Below are 18,962 nucleotides of genomic sequence, written 5' to 3'. Positions count from 1 at the left end.
TTAGCTTTATTTTTTGCCCTTTTTATATCAACAAGCCTATGCGATATGCATTGAGTATGCCTTAAACAAGAATTGGACATTATTTTGTTTTTAAATAATTTTAGTTGGGTTTATATTTCAGCATAAATAAATCAATACTTTCGGCGATGATTTGCTGTTTTTCATCTTCCGTAGGAATTTGGCGAATCCCCAATAAGACCTCGTGGTGTCGAACACCCAATAATAATGACAGAATTAGATTAATTTGTTTTTCAATGTCATCTGCTTGAATAAATTTAAGTGTGCCTGCTTGTTGGAAAAAATCTTGCCAGACTGCACACATTCTTTGATGGGAAGAATTATAAAACTGTAAAGCCAAAGGATTTTTCTCTGCGGCAAGTTCTAACAACAAATGCTCGAGTTTAATGGCTTCAGGTAAGCTAATAACAGTAAGTGCCAATTCGCATGCCTGAAAAAAATGCGCATAAAAATCACTTTGAACATTAAGTCGTAATGGTCGAGCATCAATAGATGCTTCACAGGTTGCTTCAATGGCACAGCAAAATAAAGTTTCTTTATCTTGAAAATGGTTATATACCGTCAGCTTTGTGACGCCAGCTTCTTTGGCAATTTGGTTCATGCTTGAACCATGATAACCCAATTTTAGAAATAGCTTTTTGGCGGCTTCCAAAATGTGTTTCCGTTTTTCTAAGTCCTTTGGACGTCCAGCGGTTGTTTGCACAATAATTTCCAAAAAAAAATAGGTTAATTACTCTATACACAATTCACAATTACTGTACCATGCAGTATATTAATTAAAAAATGAGCAAATAAATATACTCATTCTATTTTGCCCGAAAAAATGCATTTGATTAAGAGCCTTGCCTATGCGTAGTTTAAATTTAATGATCACGAGCCTATTGGTATTGTGTAGTGTAACAATAGTGGGGTGTAGCAAACCAGCACCTGAAGCGGAACAAATTCCCTTGGTGATGGTAACCCAACCTGCAACATCACATGAAGATCAAAAAAGTTATGCGGGGGATGTCCAAGCTCGACAGCAAACAGCATTGGCATTCCGTGTCGGGGGACAAATTACAGAACGCTATGTCGATGTTGGTGCTCGTGTCAAAGTTGGTCAAGTCTTAGCAAAGCTTGATGTGAAAGATGCCCAGCTACAATTGAACTCAGCCAAAGCACAACTTGAAAGTGCGCAATCTGCGGCCAAGGCCGCAGCAGATGAATTTAAACGCTTTCAGCAACTCTTACCGATCAATGCTGTGAGTCGCTCACAATATGATTCAGTCAAAAATCAATATGATTCTGCTCAGGCAAGTTTAAAACAAGCCCAATCCAATTATGATGTGAGCGCCAATCAAACCGGCTATAACCAATTGATAGCCAATAAAAATGGGGTGATTACCCAACGTAATATTGAAACTGGACAAGTGATTTCAGCAGGACAAGCGGCATACCAGCTGGCGATTGATGGGGATCGTGAAGTGGTGATAGGTGTCCCTGAACAAGCTATTGCAGAGATTAAAGTCGGTCAAAATGCATGGGTAACTTTATGGTCTAAACCTCAAGATCGATTTGCTGCCTATGTTCGAGAGATTTCTCCAGCAGCCGATCAGTCACGTACATTTATGGTCAAAGTGGCTTTAAAAGAAGGGCAGTCCGCGATTCAACTTGGGCAAAGTGCGCGGGTATTCTTTAATCAAAATATTCAAAATGTATTGAGTGTACCTTTATCTAGCGTCTCGGCAAATAACAATCAAGCCTATATTTGGGTACTGAATCCAGACCAAACCATTCATAAGGTTTCCGTGACTTTAGGCAGCTATGGTCGTGACAATGTTACTGTCGTGAAAGGGTTAAATCCTGGACAATGGGTGGTTGTAGGAGGGGTACATTTACTTCGTGAAAAGCAAAAAATAAACCCAGTAGACCGTGAAAATCGTGCTGTAACTGTTCAAAAAGGAGCATGATCATGAGTCCATTTAACTCCTTTAATTTGTCAGAATGGGCACTCAAAAATAAAGGATTAGTACTTTATTTTATGATTTTGCTGGGTATTGTGGGTTTATTTTCCTACTCAAAACTCTCTCAGAGTGAAGATCCTCCATTTACCTTTAAAGTCATGGTCATCCAAACTTATTGGCCAGGTGCAACAGCTCAAGAGGTTTCTTTACAAGTTACTGATAAAATAGAAAAAGAACTGATGAGTACAGGGCTGTATGACAAGATTATGGCTTACTCGCGTCCTGGTGAGTCAATGGTCATGTTTATGGCAAAAGACTCATTAAAATCTAACCAAATTCCAGATGTTTGGTACCAAGTACGTAAAAAAGTAGGTGATATCAAAACACAGTTACCTTCCGGTGTTCAGGGGCCCTTCTTTAATGATGAGTTTGGGGACACTTTCGGTAATATCTATGTCTTAACTGGTAAAGATTTTGATTATGCTACTTTAAAAGAATATGCAGACCGTTTGCAGCTTCGCTTACAACGGGTAAAAGATGTTAGTAAAGTCAATCTGGTGGGCCTACAAGATCAAAAAATCTGGATTGAACTTTCCAACACCAAAGCCGTGCAAATGGGTGTACCAGTTACTGCAATCCAAGAAGCCTTGGCAAAGCAAAACAGTGTAACCAGTGCGGGCTTTTTTGAAACAGGCACTGACCGTATTCAAGTAAGAGTCAGTGGTGCTTTAAAAAGTGTAGATGATTTGAAAAAAATGCCATTGTTGGTGGGAAACAGAACTATTCAACTGGGCGATGTTGCTGAAATTTATCGTGGATTTAGTGAGCCTGCACAACCTCGCATGCGTTTTATGGGCGAGAATGGGATTGGTCTAGCAGTTTCTATGCGTAAAGGTGGTGACATCATCGCACTGGGTAAAAACTTAGAAACTGAATTTAAAACCTTACAAAAATCACTGCCTTTAGGTATGGAGCTGAAAAAAGTTTCAGATCAGCCGGTGGCTGTACAACGTAGTATTCATGAATTCGTCAAAGTTCTTGCAGAAGCGGTCATTATCGTTTTATTGGTGAGCTTTTTTTCGCTTGGTTTTCGTACAGGTTTGGTGGTGGCATTTTCGATTCCACTGGTGCTTGCGATGACTTTTGCGGGAATGAATTTATTTGATGTTGGCTTACATAAGATTTCTCTAGGAGCTTTGATTCTGGCCTTAGGGTTGTTGGTCGATGATGCCATCATTGCCGTCGAAATGATGACCATCAAAATGGAGCAAGGCTATAGCCGGATGAAGGCCGCTGGTTTTGCATGGACCAGTACCGCATTTCCAATGCTGACAGGAACATTAATTACTGCAGCTGGTTTTTTACCTATTGCTACAGCCGCCTCAAGTACAGGTGAATATACCCGGTCTATTTTCCAAGTGGTCACGATTGCCTTAGTTGTCTCATGGATTGCTGCTGTGGTTTTCGTTCCATATCTAGGAGATAAATTACTTCCAGATTTTAACAAAACACCGCAAAAAGCTCCGTGGTATCAGCGTCTTTTGGCAAGATTACGCAAGCAACCAGAACCTCAGCCTGTGATTCATCATAACGGTGAACATTTTGACCCGTATCAATCTAAATTTTATCAAAGCTTTCGAAAGTTGGTGAACTGGTGTGTGACTTATAGAAAAACCGTCATTTCAATTACGGTTGGGGTATTTGTCCTGTCTGTGGTGATGTTTAAGTTTGTACCACAACAATTTTTCCCGTCTTCAAACCGTGCCGAAGTTTTGGTCGATTTAAAACTAGAAGAAGGTGCATCACTGACTGCAACTGAAGATGCAGTGAAGAAAGTTGAGGCATTTTTATCCAAGCAAAAGGGCATTGATAATTATGTTGCGTATGTTGGGACAGGTACACCACGCTTCTATCTGCCTTTAGATCAACAAATGCCGCAAGCCAGTTTTGCACAATTTGTGGTTTTAGCATCTTCACTGGATGATCGTGATGAAATTCGTAAATCCTTAGATACGCAAATCCGCCAATTATTGCCACAGGTGCGTATCCGTGTCTCTTTATTAGAAAATGGTCCTCCAGTCGGCTATCCATTGCAATTTCGTGTATCGGGTGAAGATATTGCAGTTGTTCGTGAGGAAGCACAAAAAGTTGCTCAACTGGTTAGTGAAAATCCAAATACCGCAAATGTTCATTTGGACTGGGGTGAGCAAAGTAAAATTATTTCGTTAGTGATTGATCAAGACCGTGCCCGTCAAATGGGTGTGACCTCAGAAGATTTGGCGAATTTTTTAAACAGTTCAATATCGGGTGCAATTATCAATCAATATCGTGAAAAACGTGAGCTGATTGATGTTCGTATCCGAGGAGATCAAGCCGAACGTGTCAATGTTGAAGCATTATCCAGTCTTGCTGTTCCAACAAGTAAAGGCGCCACCGTACCTTTGGCGCAAATCGCTACACTTCAATATAAATTTGAAGATGGTTTGATTTGGCACCGCAATCGTTTACCGACCATTACCGTACGTGCAGATATTCGAACAAAGTTACAGCCTGCAACCGTAGTCAATGAACTGGCTGAAAAAATGGATCAGCTTCGTACAACATTACCAAGTGGTTATTTGCTAGAAGTTGGTGGCGCGGTAGAGGAGTCCGCAAAAGGGCAAACCTCTGTGAATGCAGGTATGCCATTATTCCTTGCGGTGGTTTTTACTTTGCTGATGCTTCAGTTAAAGAGTATCTCTCGCTCATTCATTGTATTTTTGACAGCGCCCTTAGGTTTAATTGGGGTGGTTTTATTCCTGCTCTTATTCAATAAGCCTTTTGGTTTTGTGGCAATGCTAGGTACTATTGCATTATCTGGAATGATTATGCGTAACTCACTGATTTTGATTGATCAGATCGAACAAGATATTCGAGCTGGGCAGAATCAATGGGATGCGATTTTGGATGCAACAGTTCGTCGATTCCGTCCAATTATTCTCACCGCCTTGGCAGCTGTATTGGCCATGATTCCGCTTTCTCGAAGTATTTTCTTTGGACCAATGGCAGTGGCGATTATGGGCGGCTTAATTATTGCGACACTTTTAACGTTATTTTTCTTACCAGCGCTGTATGCGACTTGGTTTAAGATTAAAAAAACTACAGAAAATACATAAATTGTTGAGAATATTAGGTGCGAAAAATTGAAAACTTCAATATAGTAGCACTTAATCTTTAACAGAAAATAACATAGGAAATTTTATTGCATAATAAGTAAATCGGTATGCAATAAATTTGAGGTCAAAAACACCCATGGGGCAAACAAATCCAGAACAGCATCGTAAATTTATTACGAGCTCTTATTTGTTTATGTTTCTCGCATTGTTTACGGTGATTACAGCCGTGTTGGCGTATTGGTTAGCACGTAAAGTAGCAGTGGCAGATAATGCAGAGGTATGGATACATGCGCAAGCGTTGTGGATTATGCGCAATGCTCTTATTTTTTTGATTTTGGCAGCCTTTGCTGCGCTATGGTTTATTCCGTTAATCTTTTTCTATTGGGACAGTTTCATTTGGGTAAAAGCGTGCACTGTGGCAGGTGTGGTATTTAGCGCCATTGCGTGGTTATATTTACTCAATACATGGCTCAAAGGTTTTACTAAATATTTGCAGAAAAAAGCTGTTTTTTAAAAAAAACCACATTTCACGCTTGTAAAAAATAACATCGCCCCCAATTTACTCTGCATAGAAGTATTATCAAATTTTGTGGAGCATCGCCAATCATGGCTAAACGTGATTATTATGAGGTTTTAGGTGTTGCTAAAACCGCTAGTGATGATGAAATTAAAAAAGCCTACCGTAAGTTGGCGATGAAGTATCATCCAGATCGTAATCCTGACAATTCAGAAGCTGAAGAAAAGTTTAAAGAATGTGCGGAAGCATATGAAATTCTTTCTGACGGTGAAAAACGTAGCATGTACGACCGTATGGGTCATAACGCCTTTGAAGGTGGTATGGGCGGCGGTGGCTTTGGTGGTGGTTTCAGCGCCGAAGACATTTTCAGTCAGTTTGGTGACATCTTTGGTGGCGCTTTTGGCGGTGGTGGCCGTGGTCAGCAACGTGCGCGTCGTGGTTCCGACCTGCGCTATGTTATGGAATTAACGCTTGAAGAAGCGGTGAGAGGCGTTAAGAAAACCATTACCTTTACTGCACCAGCACCTTGTGATGTGTGTGATGGTAAAGGTTCAAAAAATCCAAATGATGTAGAAACCTGTAAGACTTGCCATGGTGCAGGTCAAGTGCGTATGCAACAGGGCTTCTTCTCTGTTCAGCAGACATGTAGTACATGTCGTGGACAAGGTAAAATTATTAAAAATCCATGCAGCAAATGCCATGGTTCAGGTGTATCAGATCGTCAGCAGACACTTGAAGTTACTATTCCTGCAGGTGTTGATAATGGTGATCGCGTTCGCTTAACCGGTAAAGGTGAAGCAATCCGTGATGGTCAATCTGGTGATTTATACGTTGAAGTCGTAGTGCGTGAGCACGATATTTTCCAACGTGATGGTGCAGACTTATATATGGATGTGCCAGTCAGTATCGCAGATGCTGCTTTAGGTAAAGAACTTGAAATTCCAACGTTGGATGGTCGTGTAAGTTTGAAGGTACCTGAAGGTACACAAACAGGTAAAATGTTCCGACTACGTGGTAAAGGGGTAAAACCTGTACGTAGCAGTATGCAAGGTGACTTACTTTGCCGTATTGTGGTAGAAACACCTGTACACTTGACCAGCCGCCAACGTGAGCTATTGAAAGAACTTCAAGCCACGATGGAAAGTGATGATAATAAATCGTCACCGAAGAAAAAATCTTTCTTCGATCGTTTATTTGACTAATTGAGTTTAGACCTTTTCATTTAGCAAGCTAAACATTGAATAGGTAAAAACGGAGCAACAGATCTTGTTGCTCCGTTTTTTTATTTTGATGCTTGATCCGATGGTGATAAATCAAATTCGTTGTCATCCGGGGCAGCATCTATTGAATTATCATCTTGGGGGAGGATTACCGCGGGATTTGTTGCTGATATCGATGATTCTGACGATGGAGCGGTAGGCGGGGGGGTGTCTTCGGCCCAAACGAGTGAAACAGTTGTAGTCATCATCAATCCTAAAATGATTTTTTTGAGTTGCATGATATTTCCTCTGATATTTGCTTTTTATGATTGCATCCAAGCGTCTTTAGTTTAATAGATCTGAAAATTTAAATTTTGCTTTTTAGTTATTTTTAGCTGTAATTTAATACACATTTCAAGAATTTTTTAGATGATTTACAAACAAAATAAGTGTTGATGTTTAGCTGTAGCGTCTGATTTTTATGATGATGATTACAATTGAATTGAGCTATTTAAAAAGACAGGTCGAAGATATTGGACATACCCTCAACCACTGAAAAATAGGTGCTTATTACTCGATGATTGGTGCATCAATATCTTCAACACGGACTTCTGTTTGAGGTTCAGATGCTGTGTTGCTATTGGGTTGAGCAAGCGTTTTTTCTTCAGTTGTTGCTGATGTTGTTGCAGGCGCTGATTCAGCCCAAACATTTGTCATGATCATGCCGAGTACCAGAGCGAAAGCCATTTTATTCGAATGCATATTGATCTCCTTATAAGCCATATTATTTTCATTCGTGGCATGTAGTCTGCTGTGGGATTCTTGCATTTTGATGAAATAGATTTGAAAAGTTTTAAATTTTTCAAGGTTTTATCAATATGTTTTATAAAATTAATCTATTTATTCGTTCAGGCTATTTTGGATCAATGAGCGCACAAGATCCCAAAGCAAGCAAAAAGATTGCAGTATTTTTTTATATTGAAACGTCGTCTTAGAACCGAGTTTTGTTATAGTAGAGCCAAATTTTCAAATTCAGATTTAGGAATAACGTATGTCAGCAGCTCCACGCATTGGTATTGTAGGTGCAGGTGGCCGTATGGGCCGTACATTGATTCAAGCTGTACAACAAGCTGGTTTTCAACTTGCTGCTGCAGTAGAGCGTCCAGAAAGCACATTAATTGGCGCAGATGCAGGAGAGCTTGCAGGAATTGGTGCTGTGGGGATTAAAGTGGTTGGCAACTTAGAAGAGATCCTCAACGATGTGGATGTGGTAATTGATTTTACTGCACCTGTTGCAACTGAACATAATTTAAAATTATGCAGTGCTGCTGGTGTTGCGATGGTGATTGGCACAACTGGTTTTTCGGATCAACAAAAAGAGCTGTTAAATCAATCTGCGACTCAGACACCGATTGTCTATGCTGCAAATTACTCAGTGGGTGTGAATGTTTCGATTAAATTACTTGAGCTGGCAGCTAAAGTATTTGGCGATACTGTGGATATTGAAATTATTGAAGCACATCATCGTCATAAAGTAGATGCACCATCAGGTACTGCACTGATGATGGGTGAAGCTGTTGCTGACACACTGGGGCGTGATTTAAAGAAAGTTGCTGTCTATGGTCGTGAGGGGCATACAGGTCCACGTGAACGTGAAACCATTGGTTTTGAAACGATTCGTGGTGGTGATATTGTAGGCGAACATACAGTGATGTTTATTGGCGAAGGTGAGCGTGTGGAAGTGACACACAAAGCCACGAATCGTATGAATTTTGCTGCAGGTGCTGTACGTGCAGCTGCTTGGGTTGTCGGCAAAGATGCAAAAAAATACGATATGAAAGACGTTTTAGGCTTAAATGATATTTAAGCTTAAAATCTGATGCGATAGAATTAAAACAATTAGTCAAATTTTGAACATTCAAAAATGAAAAAAACAGTGATGTTATTTGCTTGTGTAATCAGTGCTTTTGGCCTGACTACACAAGCTGCTTTACCAAGCAATGCTAAATTAAGTTTGAATAAGAATAACGTTCAGGTATGGACATACAAGGATGCCAGTAATTCTGTGTTGTCTTATAAAGCTGAAACAATATTAGACGTGCCGATTGATCGTGCTGTTGCTTTGGTATTGGACGTCAAAAACTCACCGAAATGGGTCCCCAATGTTGCCAAAGCTGAAGTGTTATCTCGCGATGATAAAAAAGGCGAATTCAGCATTTATATGGTTTTAGATTTCCCCTTTCCGTTAAAAGATCGAGATATGGTGGTTAAAGGAACCATGTCTAAAGATGCAAATGGCAGTATTTTTATTAAAAACTCTGCGATTCAGCAAGGCAAAGCAGTAAATCCTGACTATGTGCGTTTAAAAGATTATTCAGGTGATTGGACCTTTCAAAAACTGGGTGCCAATAAAGTCAAAGTCATTACCTCTGGACACGCCAATCCAGAAGGCTCTATTCCTGCAAGCTTAACCAATATTTTGGTTGAACAGCAGCCTTATCAGATGTTGCAGAAAATGAAAACAGAATTGGCAAAGAATAAACCCTTTACAGCTTTGCCTGATATTTTAAAATAGGCGTTATTAGATCAATAATCCAGAAGCAGACCTTACTGACGAAACAACGCTATATTTGAAAAAATAATGCTTGGCAGATCTTTCCGCTCATTTAAATATTGAAAGTAACCTTTCTCAATGTGTTGATATAGAAAGAAAGGTTACTTGTAGTCTTTGTGACGATTGTTAATCACTACGCTGAATGACTATACTGCCGTACAGATGCTTTATTCATTTTCATTTGAATAAAAACTAGCACTAACCCTAAAGCTGTGAGTACCGCACCTGCAATAGACACTGCAGCATAACTCATCCCCATACTCAATACTGCTCCACCAGCTGTTGCACCTAAAGCATTACCTAAATTAAATGCACCAATATTCACAGAGGATGCCAATCCAGGTGCTTCATGAGCAACAGACATGACACGCATTTGTAAAGGTGGGACCACTGCAAAGGCTGCAGCTCCCCAGACAATCAGTGCCAATGCTGCACCAACTTGAGTTTGAGCCAGGATTGGAAACAGCAACATGCTCACCATTAGTAACAGTAAGAAACTGGTCAATGTTTTGGTCAGTGACAAGTCTGCAAATTTTCCACCTAAGTGATTACCAATTGAAAAGCCAATCCCAATCAGTACCAGCATCAAGGTAATAAACATCGGACTTGCATGGGTGATGTTTTGTAGGCTAGGCGCAATATAGGTATATAGGGTAAACATTGCACCTGCACTCATCACCGTGGTGAGCAATGCAAGAACTACAGGCAACCGAGTCAGCACTTTTAATTCCGCTTTGACATCTGGACGTTGGCTTGCTTTATCTTCAGGCAAGGCTTTCCATAGCGACAACATGGTAATCACGCCGAGTAAAGCGATTGCTGCAAATGACATACGCCAGCCAATATTCTGCCCAACCCATGTGGCTAAAGGCACACCACCAATGTTGGCAATGGTGAGGCCCATAAACATGGTGGCAACTGCACTGGCTTGTTTGTCTTTAGGTACGACGCTTGTTGCAACAATAGAACCAATCCCGAAAAACACCCCATGATTGAGGCTGGTCAGAATTCGAGCGGCCATTAAGCCCCAATAATTGGGAGCAATTGCAGCGAGAATATTGCCAATGGTAAAAATAATCATGGCTAAAATAAGCGCTTTACGTCGTGGAAACCGTCCAAACCATAAGGTCATAAACGGTGCACCAATCATGACACCGAGTGCATAAGCGGTAATCAGCATACCTGCGGTTGGGATTGAAATATTCAAATTTTCTGCAATTTGGGGAAGAAAGCCCATAGGGGAAAATTCTGTTGTTCCTATTGCAAAAGCGCCAATGGCCAAGGCGAGTAAGGGAAAATTTAATTTCATGAGAAATCTCAAATATACAACATATTGAAAATGATGGCGTGTAACAGCGTTCAAGCAATCAAGTTAATGACGATCTTTACTTTTCAGCCGCTATTTTGATGAAGTGACAAAATAAAGCTTCGCAAGAAACAATCTTGCGAAGCAAGCTAAGCCATGAGCAAAAGGGGTAAAGTGTATTTCGAAGCCTAGCAATCAAACTTTGCTAATCAAAGCCTGAGCCAAGATTTGTTCTGCTTTAAATCACTTTTACTCCATTGGCGAATTAAACATCCCACTGAGGTGCTAAGTTTTCAGGATCAACCTCACGGCCATTACGTTCCAATTGCGCGATTAATTGCATTTCTTCAGCAGATAATTGAATCTCTTGCGCTTTTAAGTTGGAAATTAAGTTTTCACGTTTAGTTGACGACGGAATGACAGCAAACCCTTTCTGCAACGCCCATGCCAATGCAATTTGAGCGCTAGAAGCCTGATGTTGTTTGGCAATTTCAGTTAACGTTGGGTCATTTAAAACTTTGCCATACGCCAAAGTCATATAAGAGGTCACATCAATATTTTGTGATTGTAAAAAGCTCACCAAATTATCATTTTGTAAATAAGGGCTAAGTTCAATTTGGTTGGTGGCAATATTTTCAAGTCCTACAGCAGTAATGGCTTGTTGCGATAAGTCGATATTGAAGTTTGAAATTCCAATATGTTCAGTTAAGCCCAGCTTTTTCGCTTCTAACAGGTTGTGCATCATTTCTGTAACAGAAATTCCTAGATTTGGTGCAGGCCAGTGAATTAAGGTTAAGTTGACAGCATCAGTACCCAGCTTCTGTAAGCTCTCTTTAAGGCTTGGAATAAGTTTGTCGGCTTGATAATGATCTGTCCATATCTTTGTTGTGATAAACAAATCATCACGATGGATATGGCTTTCTGCAATGGCCTGACCGACTTCTGCTTCGTTGCCATAGATTTGAGCAGTATCTACAGCACGATAACCAACGTCTAATGCTGTTTTCACCGAATCAATCACAGTTTGCCCTGTTAAACGGAAAGTACCTACACCAAATTGAGGAACGATGTTTGTCATACTGGATTTCACTTTATTTTCTGAGATTGAGTGTATTTTGCTACTTTAATTGTTGCGGAAAAATACAGGAATATGCAAAATGTTGTTGACTAAAAATCAACAATAAACAGAGCGCTAGCAGCAATGAAATCTACACTCGAAGAATTACAGGCTTTTATTAATATTGTCGATAGTGGTTCGATTGTTGCAGCAGCAACGCATCTTGAACAAACCACTTCAGGTGTAAGTCGAGCCTTGCAACGACTTGAATCTAAACTGAATGTCACTTTATTAGAGCGGACAACACGTAAACTTAAATTGACCCAAGAGGGGCAATTATTTTTAGCAAAAGCCCGAAAAATTGTTCATGATCTCAATGAAGCAGAAGATTCTTTATTAAAATCTGACAGTGATACATCTGGGCTGATTCGTGTGGATTCTGCGACACCTTTTGTATTGCACGTGATTGCACCATTGATGCAAGAGTTTTCTCGATTGTATCCTGAGATTGAAATAGAGTTAAACAGTAACGATCAGATCATCGATTTATTAGAACATAAAACAGATGTTGCGATACGTTTTGGGGATCTTAATGATTCGAGTTTACATGCGCGTTTGTTGTGTAAAAGCCGGTTATATATCGTTGCCAGTCCTGAATATTTAGCAACACATGGTTATCCAGAGACACCGCAAGATATTTTAAATCATACGCAAATTGGCTTTAGCAAAGTCAGTCGTTTAAATACTTGGCCGATTCGAGTCAATGGAGAAAGGCTTACTGTCAAACCAAAAATCAAAGCATCTAGTGGTGAAACTGTCCGCCAATTGTGTTTACGCGGGCATGGAATTGCGAGATTGTCTGAGTTTGAGATTTTAAAAGATATAAAGCAAGGACGCTTGATCGCTCTATTTGAAGATCAAATAGAGCTTTACGAGCAACACATCCATGCAGTGTATTATCAACAGGAACATTTACCAAAGCGTGTTCGTTTATTTATTGAGTTTTTAACGCAAAAGCTGTCAAAGTTTCGATAGTCTTTTGTGGCGGTAAATCCAGACTCAGTAAAGTTTGGCTACGGGGTTGGTGTGGATTAACCAATTGGATTTCAAAATGATCATTTGCTGTCTGAAGGCATTTAAACGCCAAGTCTTTTTGCACAGGAATATTAATTTTCATCCGCTGATCACTGCTGGCATGGTAGCGGTAGTTTCGGATAGGTGCGGTCTGATGTAAAGTTGGCTCTAAATGATCAAGTTGATATTCACCTAAATTTTGTGTTTTTAAAAAGCCTTCAATCAAAGATTTACATACAAAATGTTGTTTCTGAGCAGCTTGATTTACGTGTTGAGGTTGGCAAGCAGTTAATCCAAAGACAATACTGATTAAAGCGATCGTTCTCATTTTTTTCTCCTTTCAAATCAATTTGTTTGTAAAAATTGGCTGTGAAACAAGCATAAATCTGTTAACTTTATAGATACAGATACAACAAATATTAAAATTTGAGTACAGATATGGCTTTTCAATATCAAACATTAGCACAGCAAATTGCACAGAAAATTTATTGCGGTGAGTTGGTTGTTGGGCAACGACTTAGTTCTTTACGAAAATTTGCTGCGTTGCAAAATATTAGTCTCAATACAGCAAAAAGTTGTTATGAATTGCTTGAAGCACAAGGTTTGATTTATGTCAAAGAAAAGTCTGGCTATTTTGTTCAATCACAGCAAAAAATTCCGCAGATAGCTGTACCTGACCATCCTGATTTTAAGTCGAGAGCGCGTGAGGTTTCAAATCTAGACTTACAAATTCAAATTCATGAAGCAGCAATCAACAATAAACTGATCCATTTAGGTTCGATTCAGTTATCGCCTAATCTAGTTCCTGTAGAGGCATTACGCCGTTCAATACAACGTGCTTTAAAGCACAGTAAACCTGAAGACTTTTTATATAATGACCGCCAAGGGCACCTTCAGCTAAGAGAGGCTTTGTCAGCACATTGGGCTGAAGATGGTTTTTATATTGCCAAAGAAGATATTTATATCAGCAATGGTTGTATGCCAGCATTGTCTGTGATGATTCAAAGCCTTAGCCAAATCGGTGACAGTGTGATTGTGCCCACACCAAACTATAATGGTCAGTTGCAATTGTTGGCGTTGCTCAAACGAAAAATTATTGAAATCCCTGCCAATACCGAAGGTTTTGATCTAGATCGTTTAGAACAAGAGATGCAAAACTCAGCTGCAAAAGTCTGTTTATTAACCGCCAATTTTCAAAATCCTTTAGGCTTCTGTTTGACTAATGCCGAGAAAGAAAAAATTGCACAGCTGGCAGCGAAGTATCAGTGTTACGTGATTGAAGATGATATTTATGCTGAATGTAGCTTTAATGCCAAACGCCCGTTACCGATTAAATATTGGGATCAACAGGGCTATGTGGTTTATTGCGGATCGGTTTCCAAGTCGTTGTCGACCTCTTATCGGGTAGGTTGGTTCTGTTTACCACAACGTTTACAGCACTTACATGCCAAGTTGATTTTACAAAATGTTTCGGTCAATACACCATTGCAATTGGGACTTGCTGATTTGATTTATAGCAGAGCCTATCGTCAGCATTTGAGTGAGTTACGCCCTAAGTTGATGACTCAAGTTGCGCAATATCTACAGTTTATTCAACATGCTTTTTATGGGGTAGAGATTCGTCTAAATCAACCGCAGGGAAGTTATGCCTTGTGGTTACAGTTCCCAGAGCAGATTGATAGTTTGGCGTTGTATTATTATGCCCAGCAATACAGTATCAATATTGTGCCAGGGATTATTTTTGGTGAGGATCACCGTTATAACAATTGTATTCGCTTAAATGCAGGGCATGAACTATCGGAAGAGATTCAGGATGCAATTATGTTATTAGCAGATTGGATAAGGGGTGAATTGTTAGCCAAGAGTGTGGCTTAACTGATCTTTGAGCAAACGCATACCACGACAGCCTTATTCCATTCACGGTTCTTGATAAACCGTGATGGATGGTCAGACTTAAATTAGAAATCCGCTTTTAATACGATACGATAACGGGCTTTTCCAGAATGAAGTCGCTCCAAAGCCTCATTAATTTTTGACATTGGATAAACTTCAATTTGCGGTGCAATGTTTTTGCGTGCTGCAAATTGTAATAATTGACGCAATGCAAAAGGGGAGCCCGTTGGTGAACCAGTCACTGATTTTGCACCGCCAATCAGTGCACCCGCAGGAATCGGCATAGGTTCGAGGACTAAACCTAGCATATGAATTGTGCCATTTGGTGCCAGTGTATTTAGATATGCTTTCCAGTCCAAACTCACATTTACCGTACAGAGCAATAAATCAAATTTGCCACGTTGCGCTTTTAACGCATCGGCATCGCGACTATTGACCACATGGTCTGCTCCCATTGCTTTAAGTTCATCTGTTTTATCCAAACTCGATGTGAAAGCGGTGATCTCACAACCCCAAGCTTTGAGTATTTTAATGGCCATATGACCTAAGCCACCAATCCCAATCACACCGACATGGTGAACTGCTTGAATTTGATGTTTTAAAATTGGGTCAAAAACAGTGATACCACCACATAATAAAGGACCAGCACTTTCAGGGTTTAAATCTTCAGGAAAAGGAATAATCCACTGCCAACCTGCACGGACCTTATCTGCAAACCCGCCTGCATGACCAACGATGGTTGCAACTGAACCTCCTGTGCAAAGCACTTGTTGACCACTAACACACGGATCACAGTGCTGACAACTTTCCGCAGTCCAGCCGATACCAACACGTTGACCGACTTTTAATCCTTTCGCTTCTGAACCCAGTTGAATGATGGTACCGATAATTTCATGACCGCCAACCACTGGAAAAACTGAATTTCCCCATTCATTGTTAATCACTGAAACATCGGAATGGCATAAACCGCAATATTCAACTTTGACTTCGACCTGATGAGGCTGTAATTCACCTGCATCAAATTGATAGGGCACAAGTGCTGCACCTGCCTCTAAGGCAGCATAAGCATGAAACGTATTATTTGACATGTGAATCCTTCCTGTTTGCTCAGTTAAACTTTTAGCGGGATATACAATCATTTTCATGGTCATTGACCATGCCCACTGCTTGCATAAAGGCATAGCAAGTGGTTGGACCAACAAATTTAAAACCTTTCTTTTTTAACGCTTTGGAAAGCTTTTGACTGGTTTCGGTTTGTGCAGGCGCTAATTTATAATCAGGGACATCATTGAGCTGTACTTGCTGGTCTACGAAATCCCATAACCAGTTCACCATATCAATGTCTTGAGCTTTCATGTTTTGCCATGCAATGGCATTGTCACGAATCGCTGTTAATTTCCCGATATGGCGAATCAACCCAGCATCCTGACATTTTAGTGCAAGCTCTTGTTCAGTAAAATTGGCAATGGTTTGAATCGGGTGGTTAAAAAATTGGGCGCGATAGCTTTCACGTTTTTTTAAAACAGTAATCCAAGATAAACCTGCTTGTTGCCCCTCTAGGCAAAGCATTTCAAATAAATGCTGTTCATCTCGATTGGATTTACCCCACTCTTGATCATGATATTCAATATAAATAGGATCATCTGAACACCAACCACAGCGTTTATTTGTCATAAAAGATCTACCATTGTTCTGATTGATTTAAGTTTTAATTGTCTAAAGTTTAAATTCGACCCATTGATCTTGTTTGTTGTCCCAATAGGAAAGTTGCGCATGTTCTAAATCTTTAAAATTTACCCAAATATCTTTACCCGCTTTGTCTGCAAAGCCAGTACTGATCATTAATGCTTCATCGGTGATTTCCATAATCCAGCCTTGATGATTTTGTCCATTGAGGGCAATTTTTTGTTGATTGCCTGATTCTGCAAATTCAACTAAACGCTCAAGCAATGCTTCTGACATGGAATATTCCTAAATTGATTCAATCTAAAATTAACGTAAATAAGGGTAGGGGTTGACTGCACCTTGTCCTTTACCTCTTAAGTATAGTCCATAGTGCAAATGCGGTGCAGTATGTCGTGCATTTCCCGTATTTCCCACATAGCCAATTAGCTGGCCTTTTTTAATATAATCACCTTCTTGTAATCCACGTTTGTGATCATTTAGATGTGCATAATAGTGATAAACACCGCCTGGCCCGATGAGCCAAATCACTTTGCCACCTAGATTATTGCTCTTTAAACTGGTAATTACACCTTCAGTGCTACTGTAAACTTTGGTTCCACGTGAAGCCATGATGTCAATTCCTTCATGTGCTCGCCCAGCACTGCGAGATGCACCCCAAGTATCTGTGAGGTTTTGTGGTTTTACTCCATCTACAGGAATTGCCAATCGGGTTGGCATTGACATTGCTTTTAGGCGGTTAATTTGAGCTTGTGGAAGCTGTGGCTTAGATGAGCTTGGTTTTTTAGGTGCAGTGGTACATGCAGTTAAAATAATGGCAAGCAAAGCCATCAAGCAATATTGGATGCTACGTGACACGAGAAATCCTTTTTTTCAAGTTTCAAAAGGGCAAATTAAAATTGAAATATGCTTAGAATACCCGTGTCTGACTATGTCATATTTTTACTGCTGAGATCAATTTTTTCATGGCTGTCGGGATACCCATTTGTGTAGCTTTTTGTGGTGTTAACCATTCGCCCCCAAGTTCAGCCTGGAGGTATTCTTTTTGGTCTGATTCAACTCGAACAATATGTGCATTCAAAATCCAAGTGAAATGGGTAAAGCTATGCGAGATTTGGACAGATTCAACAGTTGAAATAAGCTTTAGACTTTGACAAAGCTGTTGAAACGCGAGCTCGTTTTCAAAAATCGGTAAACTCCATAAGCCTCCCCATAAACCACTGTTAGGACGCTGTTCCCATAACCATTGTTGATCTGACTCAATTAATAACACTGTGGCAGTTCTAGCTGGAACAGGCTTTTTAGCTTTCTTATAAGGTAGTTCGGTTTCTAGCCCCTGTTGATGGGCTTGGCAATGTTGTTGCATGGGACAGTATAAGCAGAGTGGCTTTTTTGGTGTGCAAATGGTTGCGCCCAAATCCATAATTGCTTGGGTATAGTCATGGTTGCGTTCAGTTGGGCATATGCTTTCCGCCAGTTGCCACATGGCTCGTTCATGGATGGGTTTACTCAGGTCATCTTCAATGGCAAAAAAACGGGCCAAAACACGTTTTACATTGCCATCCATAATGACGCCGTATTGGCGTAAGCCAAGTGACATCAATGCGCCACCAGTAGAGCGACCGATACCTGGAAGTTCCACCCATTGTTCTAAGCTTGGTGGGAAATGCCCCTGCTGGCTGACCACGCCTGCTGCTTTATGCAAATTTCTTGCACGGGCGTAGTAGCCTAATCCTGCCCAATAGGGGGCTACATCGTCCCAAGAGGCTTTACCCAAGTCATCGACGGTTGGAAAACGTTGGATAAATTTATCAAAATATTGCAGTACAGTTTTGACTTGAGTTTGTTGCAACATAATTTCAGATACCCAAACTTTGTAGGGATCATCAGCCACTTGCCAAGGTAAATCATGGCGCCCGTGTTGATCAAACCAAGTCAATAGCGCATCTGAAAATGAAAATTGCGACATAACAATCTAGCGTAAAAATTAGATAGTCAGTATAACCAAGATAAATTTATTGCGGAAAATTATCTTAAACCTGAGCATTCAATTTGCATAAAAAAAGACGCCAGAGCGTCTTTCAAATGAGTTTGTATCCACAACTTAACTTTCGTTCACGATACCCCAGCGCTTATCGAGTTTAAGCGGTTCATTTTTATAACGTGGGATAATATGAATATGGAAGTGTCCACTTTGATCTTCACCAAATACATGCCCATCATTAAAGGCAATATGGAAACCTTCAGGTTGATGGCGAATCTTAAGCTCGTTACGAGCGAGTTCCAATAAAGAGGAAAGGCTTTTTCGTTCTTTCTCTGAAACTTCAAAAAAAGAATCAATATGGCGCAAAGGAATAATAACTGAATGACCTTTTGACAAAGGCTGGTGTTCAGGCAAAATTGCACCAAATTCATTTTTATCAATGATATCAAATTCGTCAAAGTCACAATAAGGACATACTTTTTCAGTCATTTCGAATTCCTCGTTTTGTTGTCTCAATCA

20 protein-coding genes are annotated in these 18,962 nt (G+C 40.1%); 8 read left to right on the top strand and 12 right to left on the bottom strand.

The window, feature by feature from the left end; genetic code table 11:
* Window positions 1–100 precede the first annotated feature (100 nt).
* Window positions 101–721: a TetR/AcrR family transcriptional regulator gene (locus AC2G3J_RS19670; protein ID WP_336952564.1), complete on the bottom strand. Its 621-nt coding sequence runs from the start codon at window positions 719–721 to the stop codon at window positions 101–103.
* A 145-nt stretch (window positions 722–866) separates the two neighbouring features.
* Here AC2G3J_RS19670 and AC2G3J_RS19665 point away from each other — a divergent pair, with 145 nt between their 5' ends.
* The 4 genes from AC2G3J_RS19665 to dnaJ all read left to right on the top strand — a co-directional run bounded on the left by AC2G3J_RS19665 (window position 867) and on the right by dnaJ (window position 6,835).
* The gene (locus tag AC2G3J_RS19665) at window positions 867–1,967 is read left to right on the top strand and encodes an efflux RND transporter periplasmic adaptor subunit (protein WP_419326908.1); all 1,101 of its coding nucleotides are present in this window, start codon (window positions 867–869) and stop codon (window positions 1,965–1,967) included.
* 2 nt (window positions 1,968–1,969) lie between these two features.
* Window positions 1,970–5,116, top strand: a complete 3,147-nt coding sequence (locus tag AC2G3J_RS19660) for an efflux RND transporter permease subunit (protein ID WP_483770473.1) — start codon at window positions 1,970–1,972, stop codon at window positions 5,114–5,116.
* Window positions 5,117–5,252: 136 nt separating this feature from the next.
* The gene (locus tag AC2G3J_RS19655) at window positions 5,253–5,630 is read left to right on the top strand and encodes a hypothetical protein (RefSeq protein ID WP_004718846.1); all 378 of its coding nucleotides are present in this window, start codon (window positions 5,253–5,255) and stop codon (window positions 5,628–5,630) included.
* Window positions 5,631–5,722: 92 nt separating this feature from the next.
* Window positions 5,723–6,835: a molecular chaperone DnaJ gene (gene dnaJ / locus AC2G3J_RS19650; RefSeq protein ID WP_004718844.1), complete on the top strand. Its 1,113-nt coding sequence runs from the start codon at window positions 5,723–5,725 to the stop codon at window positions 6,833–6,835.
* Between the two features lie 80 nt (window positions 6,836–6,915).
* On the opposite strand, the gene AC2G3J_RS19645 is transcribed toward dnaJ, so the two are convergent.
* The gene (locus AC2G3J_RS19645; RefSeq protein WP_336952561.1) at window positions 6,916–7,131 is read right to left on the bottom strand and encodes a hypothetical protein; all 216 of its coding nucleotides are present in this window, start codon (window positions 7,129–7,131) and stop codon (window positions 6,916–6,918) included.
* A gap of 271 nt (window positions 7,132–7,402) precedes the next feature.
* Window positions 7,403–7,594, bottom strand: a complete 192-nt coding sequence (locus tag AC2G3J_RS19640) for a hypothetical protein (RefSeq protein ID WP_336952560.1) — start codon at window positions 7,592–7,594, stop codon at window positions 7,403–7,405.
* A gap of 289 nt (window positions 7,595–7,883) precedes the next feature.
* Between AC2G3J_RS19640 and dapB the strand changes: the two genes are divergently transcribed.
* Together dapB and AC2G3J_RS19630 are read left to right on the top strand one after the other, a co-directional pair.
* The gene (gene dapB / locus AC2G3J_RS19635; RefSeq protein WP_336952559.1) at window positions 7,884–8,699 is read left to right on the top strand and encodes a 4-hydroxy-tetrahydrodipicolinate reductase; all 816 of its coding nucleotides are present in this window, start codon (window positions 7,884–7,886) and stop codon (window positions 8,697–8,699) included.
* Between the two features lie 57 nt (window positions 8,700–8,756).
* On the top strand, window positions 8,757–9,407 hold the full coding sequence (locus AC2G3J_RS19630) for an START domain-containing protein (protein WP_336952558.1): 651 nt from the start codon (window positions 8,757–8,759) through the stop codon (window positions 9,405–9,407).
* A gap of 172 nt (window positions 9,408–9,579) precedes the next feature.
* On the opposite strand, the gene AC2G3J_RS19625 is transcribed toward AC2G3J_RS19630, so the two are convergent.
* Together AC2G3J_RS19625 and dkgB are read right to left on the bottom strand one after the other, a co-directional pair.
* Window positions 9,580–10,755: an MFS transporter gene (locus AC2G3J_RS19625; protein ID WP_483770472.1), complete on the bottom strand. Its 1,176-nt coding sequence runs from the start codon at window positions 10,753–10,755 to the stop codon at window positions 9,580–9,582.
* Between the two features lie 262 nt (window positions 10,756–11,017).
* Window positions 11,018–11,830, bottom strand: coding sequence for a 2,5-didehydrogluconate reductase DkgB (dkgB, locus tag AC2G3J_RS19620; RefSeq protein ID WP_419360560.1), 813 nt, complete (start codon window positions 11,828–11,830; stop codon window positions 11,018–11,020).
* 123 nt (window positions 11,831–11,953) lie between these two features.
* Between dkgB and AC2G3J_RS19615 the strand changes: the two genes are divergently transcribed.
* On the top strand, window positions 11,954–12,844 hold the full coding sequence (locus AC2G3J_RS19615) for a LysR family transcriptional regulator (protein WP_483770471.1): 891 nt from the start codon (window positions 11,954–11,956) through the stop codon (window positions 12,842–12,844).
* On the opposite strand, the gene AC2G3J_RS19610 is transcribed toward AC2G3J_RS19615, so the two are convergent.
* Complete coding sequence (locus AC2G3J_RS19610; protein WP_336952554.1) at window positions 12,804–13,211, bottom strand: hypothetical protein; 408 nt, start codon at window positions 13,209–13,211, stop codon at window positions 12,804–12,806. The two genes, AC2G3J_RS19615 and AC2G3J_RS19610, sit on opposite strands and share 41 nt — an antisense overlap.
* Before the next feature lie 110 nt (window positions 13,212–13,321).
* Here AC2G3J_RS19610 and AC2G3J_RS19605 point away from each other — a divergent pair, with 110 nt between their 5' ends.
* Complete coding sequence (locus AC2G3J_RS19605) at window positions 13,322–14,758, top strand: aminotransferase-like domain-containing protein (protein WP_419326911.1); 1,437 nt, start codon at window positions 13,322–13,324, stop codon at window positions 14,756–14,758.
* An 83-nt stretch (window positions 14,759–14,841) separates the two neighbouring features.
* Here AC2G3J_RS19605 and ahr read toward each other — a convergent pair whose 3' ends face one another.
* From ahr to AC2G3J_RS19575, 6 genes are all read right to left on the bottom strand, one after another.
* Window positions 14,842–15,864: an NADPH-dependent aldehyde reductase Ahr gene (gene ahr, locus AC2G3J_RS19600; protein ID WP_336952552.1), complete on the bottom strand. Its 1,023-nt coding sequence runs from the start codon at window positions 15,862–15,864 to the stop codon at window positions 14,842–14,844.
* Window positions 15,865–15,895: 31 nt separating this feature from the next.
* Window positions 15,896–16,450: a DNA-3-methyladenine glycosylase I gene (locus AC2G3J_RS19595; RefSeq protein WP_336952551.1), complete on the bottom strand. Its 555-nt coding sequence runs from the start codon at window positions 16,448–16,450 to the stop codon at window positions 15,896–15,898.
* 42 nt (window positions 16,451–16,492) lie between these two features.
* Window positions 16,493–16,738 carry a hypothetical protein gene (locus AC2G3J_RS19590; protein WP_336952550.1) on the bottom strand — a complete coding sequence of 82 codons (246 nt, stop codon included), beginning with the start codon at window positions 16,736–16,738 and terminating at the stop codon, window positions 16,493–16,495.
* 30 nt (window positions 16,739–16,768) lie between these two features.
* The gene (locus tag AC2G3J_RS19585) at window positions 16,769–17,317 is read right to left on the bottom strand and encodes a M23 family metallopeptidase (protein ID WP_336952549.1); all 549 of its coding nucleotides are present in this window, start codon (window positions 17,315–17,317) and stop codon (window positions 16,769–16,771) included.
* A 76-nt stretch (window positions 17,318–17,393) separates the two neighbouring features.
* A complete protein-coding gene (mutY, locus tag AC2G3J_RS19580) occupies window positions 17,394–18,428 on the bottom strand; it encodes an A/G-specific adenine glycosylase (protein WP_336952548.1) in 1,035 nt (344 codons plus the stop codon).
* Between the two features lie 135 nt (window positions 18,429–18,563).
* Window positions 18,564–18,932 (bottom strand): HIT family protein, encoded by a 369-nt coding sequence (locus tag AC2G3J_RS19575; RefSeq protein ID WP_336952547.1) that lies wholly within the window; start codon window positions 18,930–18,932, stop codon window positions 18,564–18,566.
* Window positions 18,933–18,962: the final 30 nt, after the last annotated feature.

This window comes from Acinetobacter legionensis (genome assembly GCF_057165765.1).
Note: the sequence above shows the minus strand (reverse complement) of the source record. Positions and strands in the feature narration are given on the sequence as shown.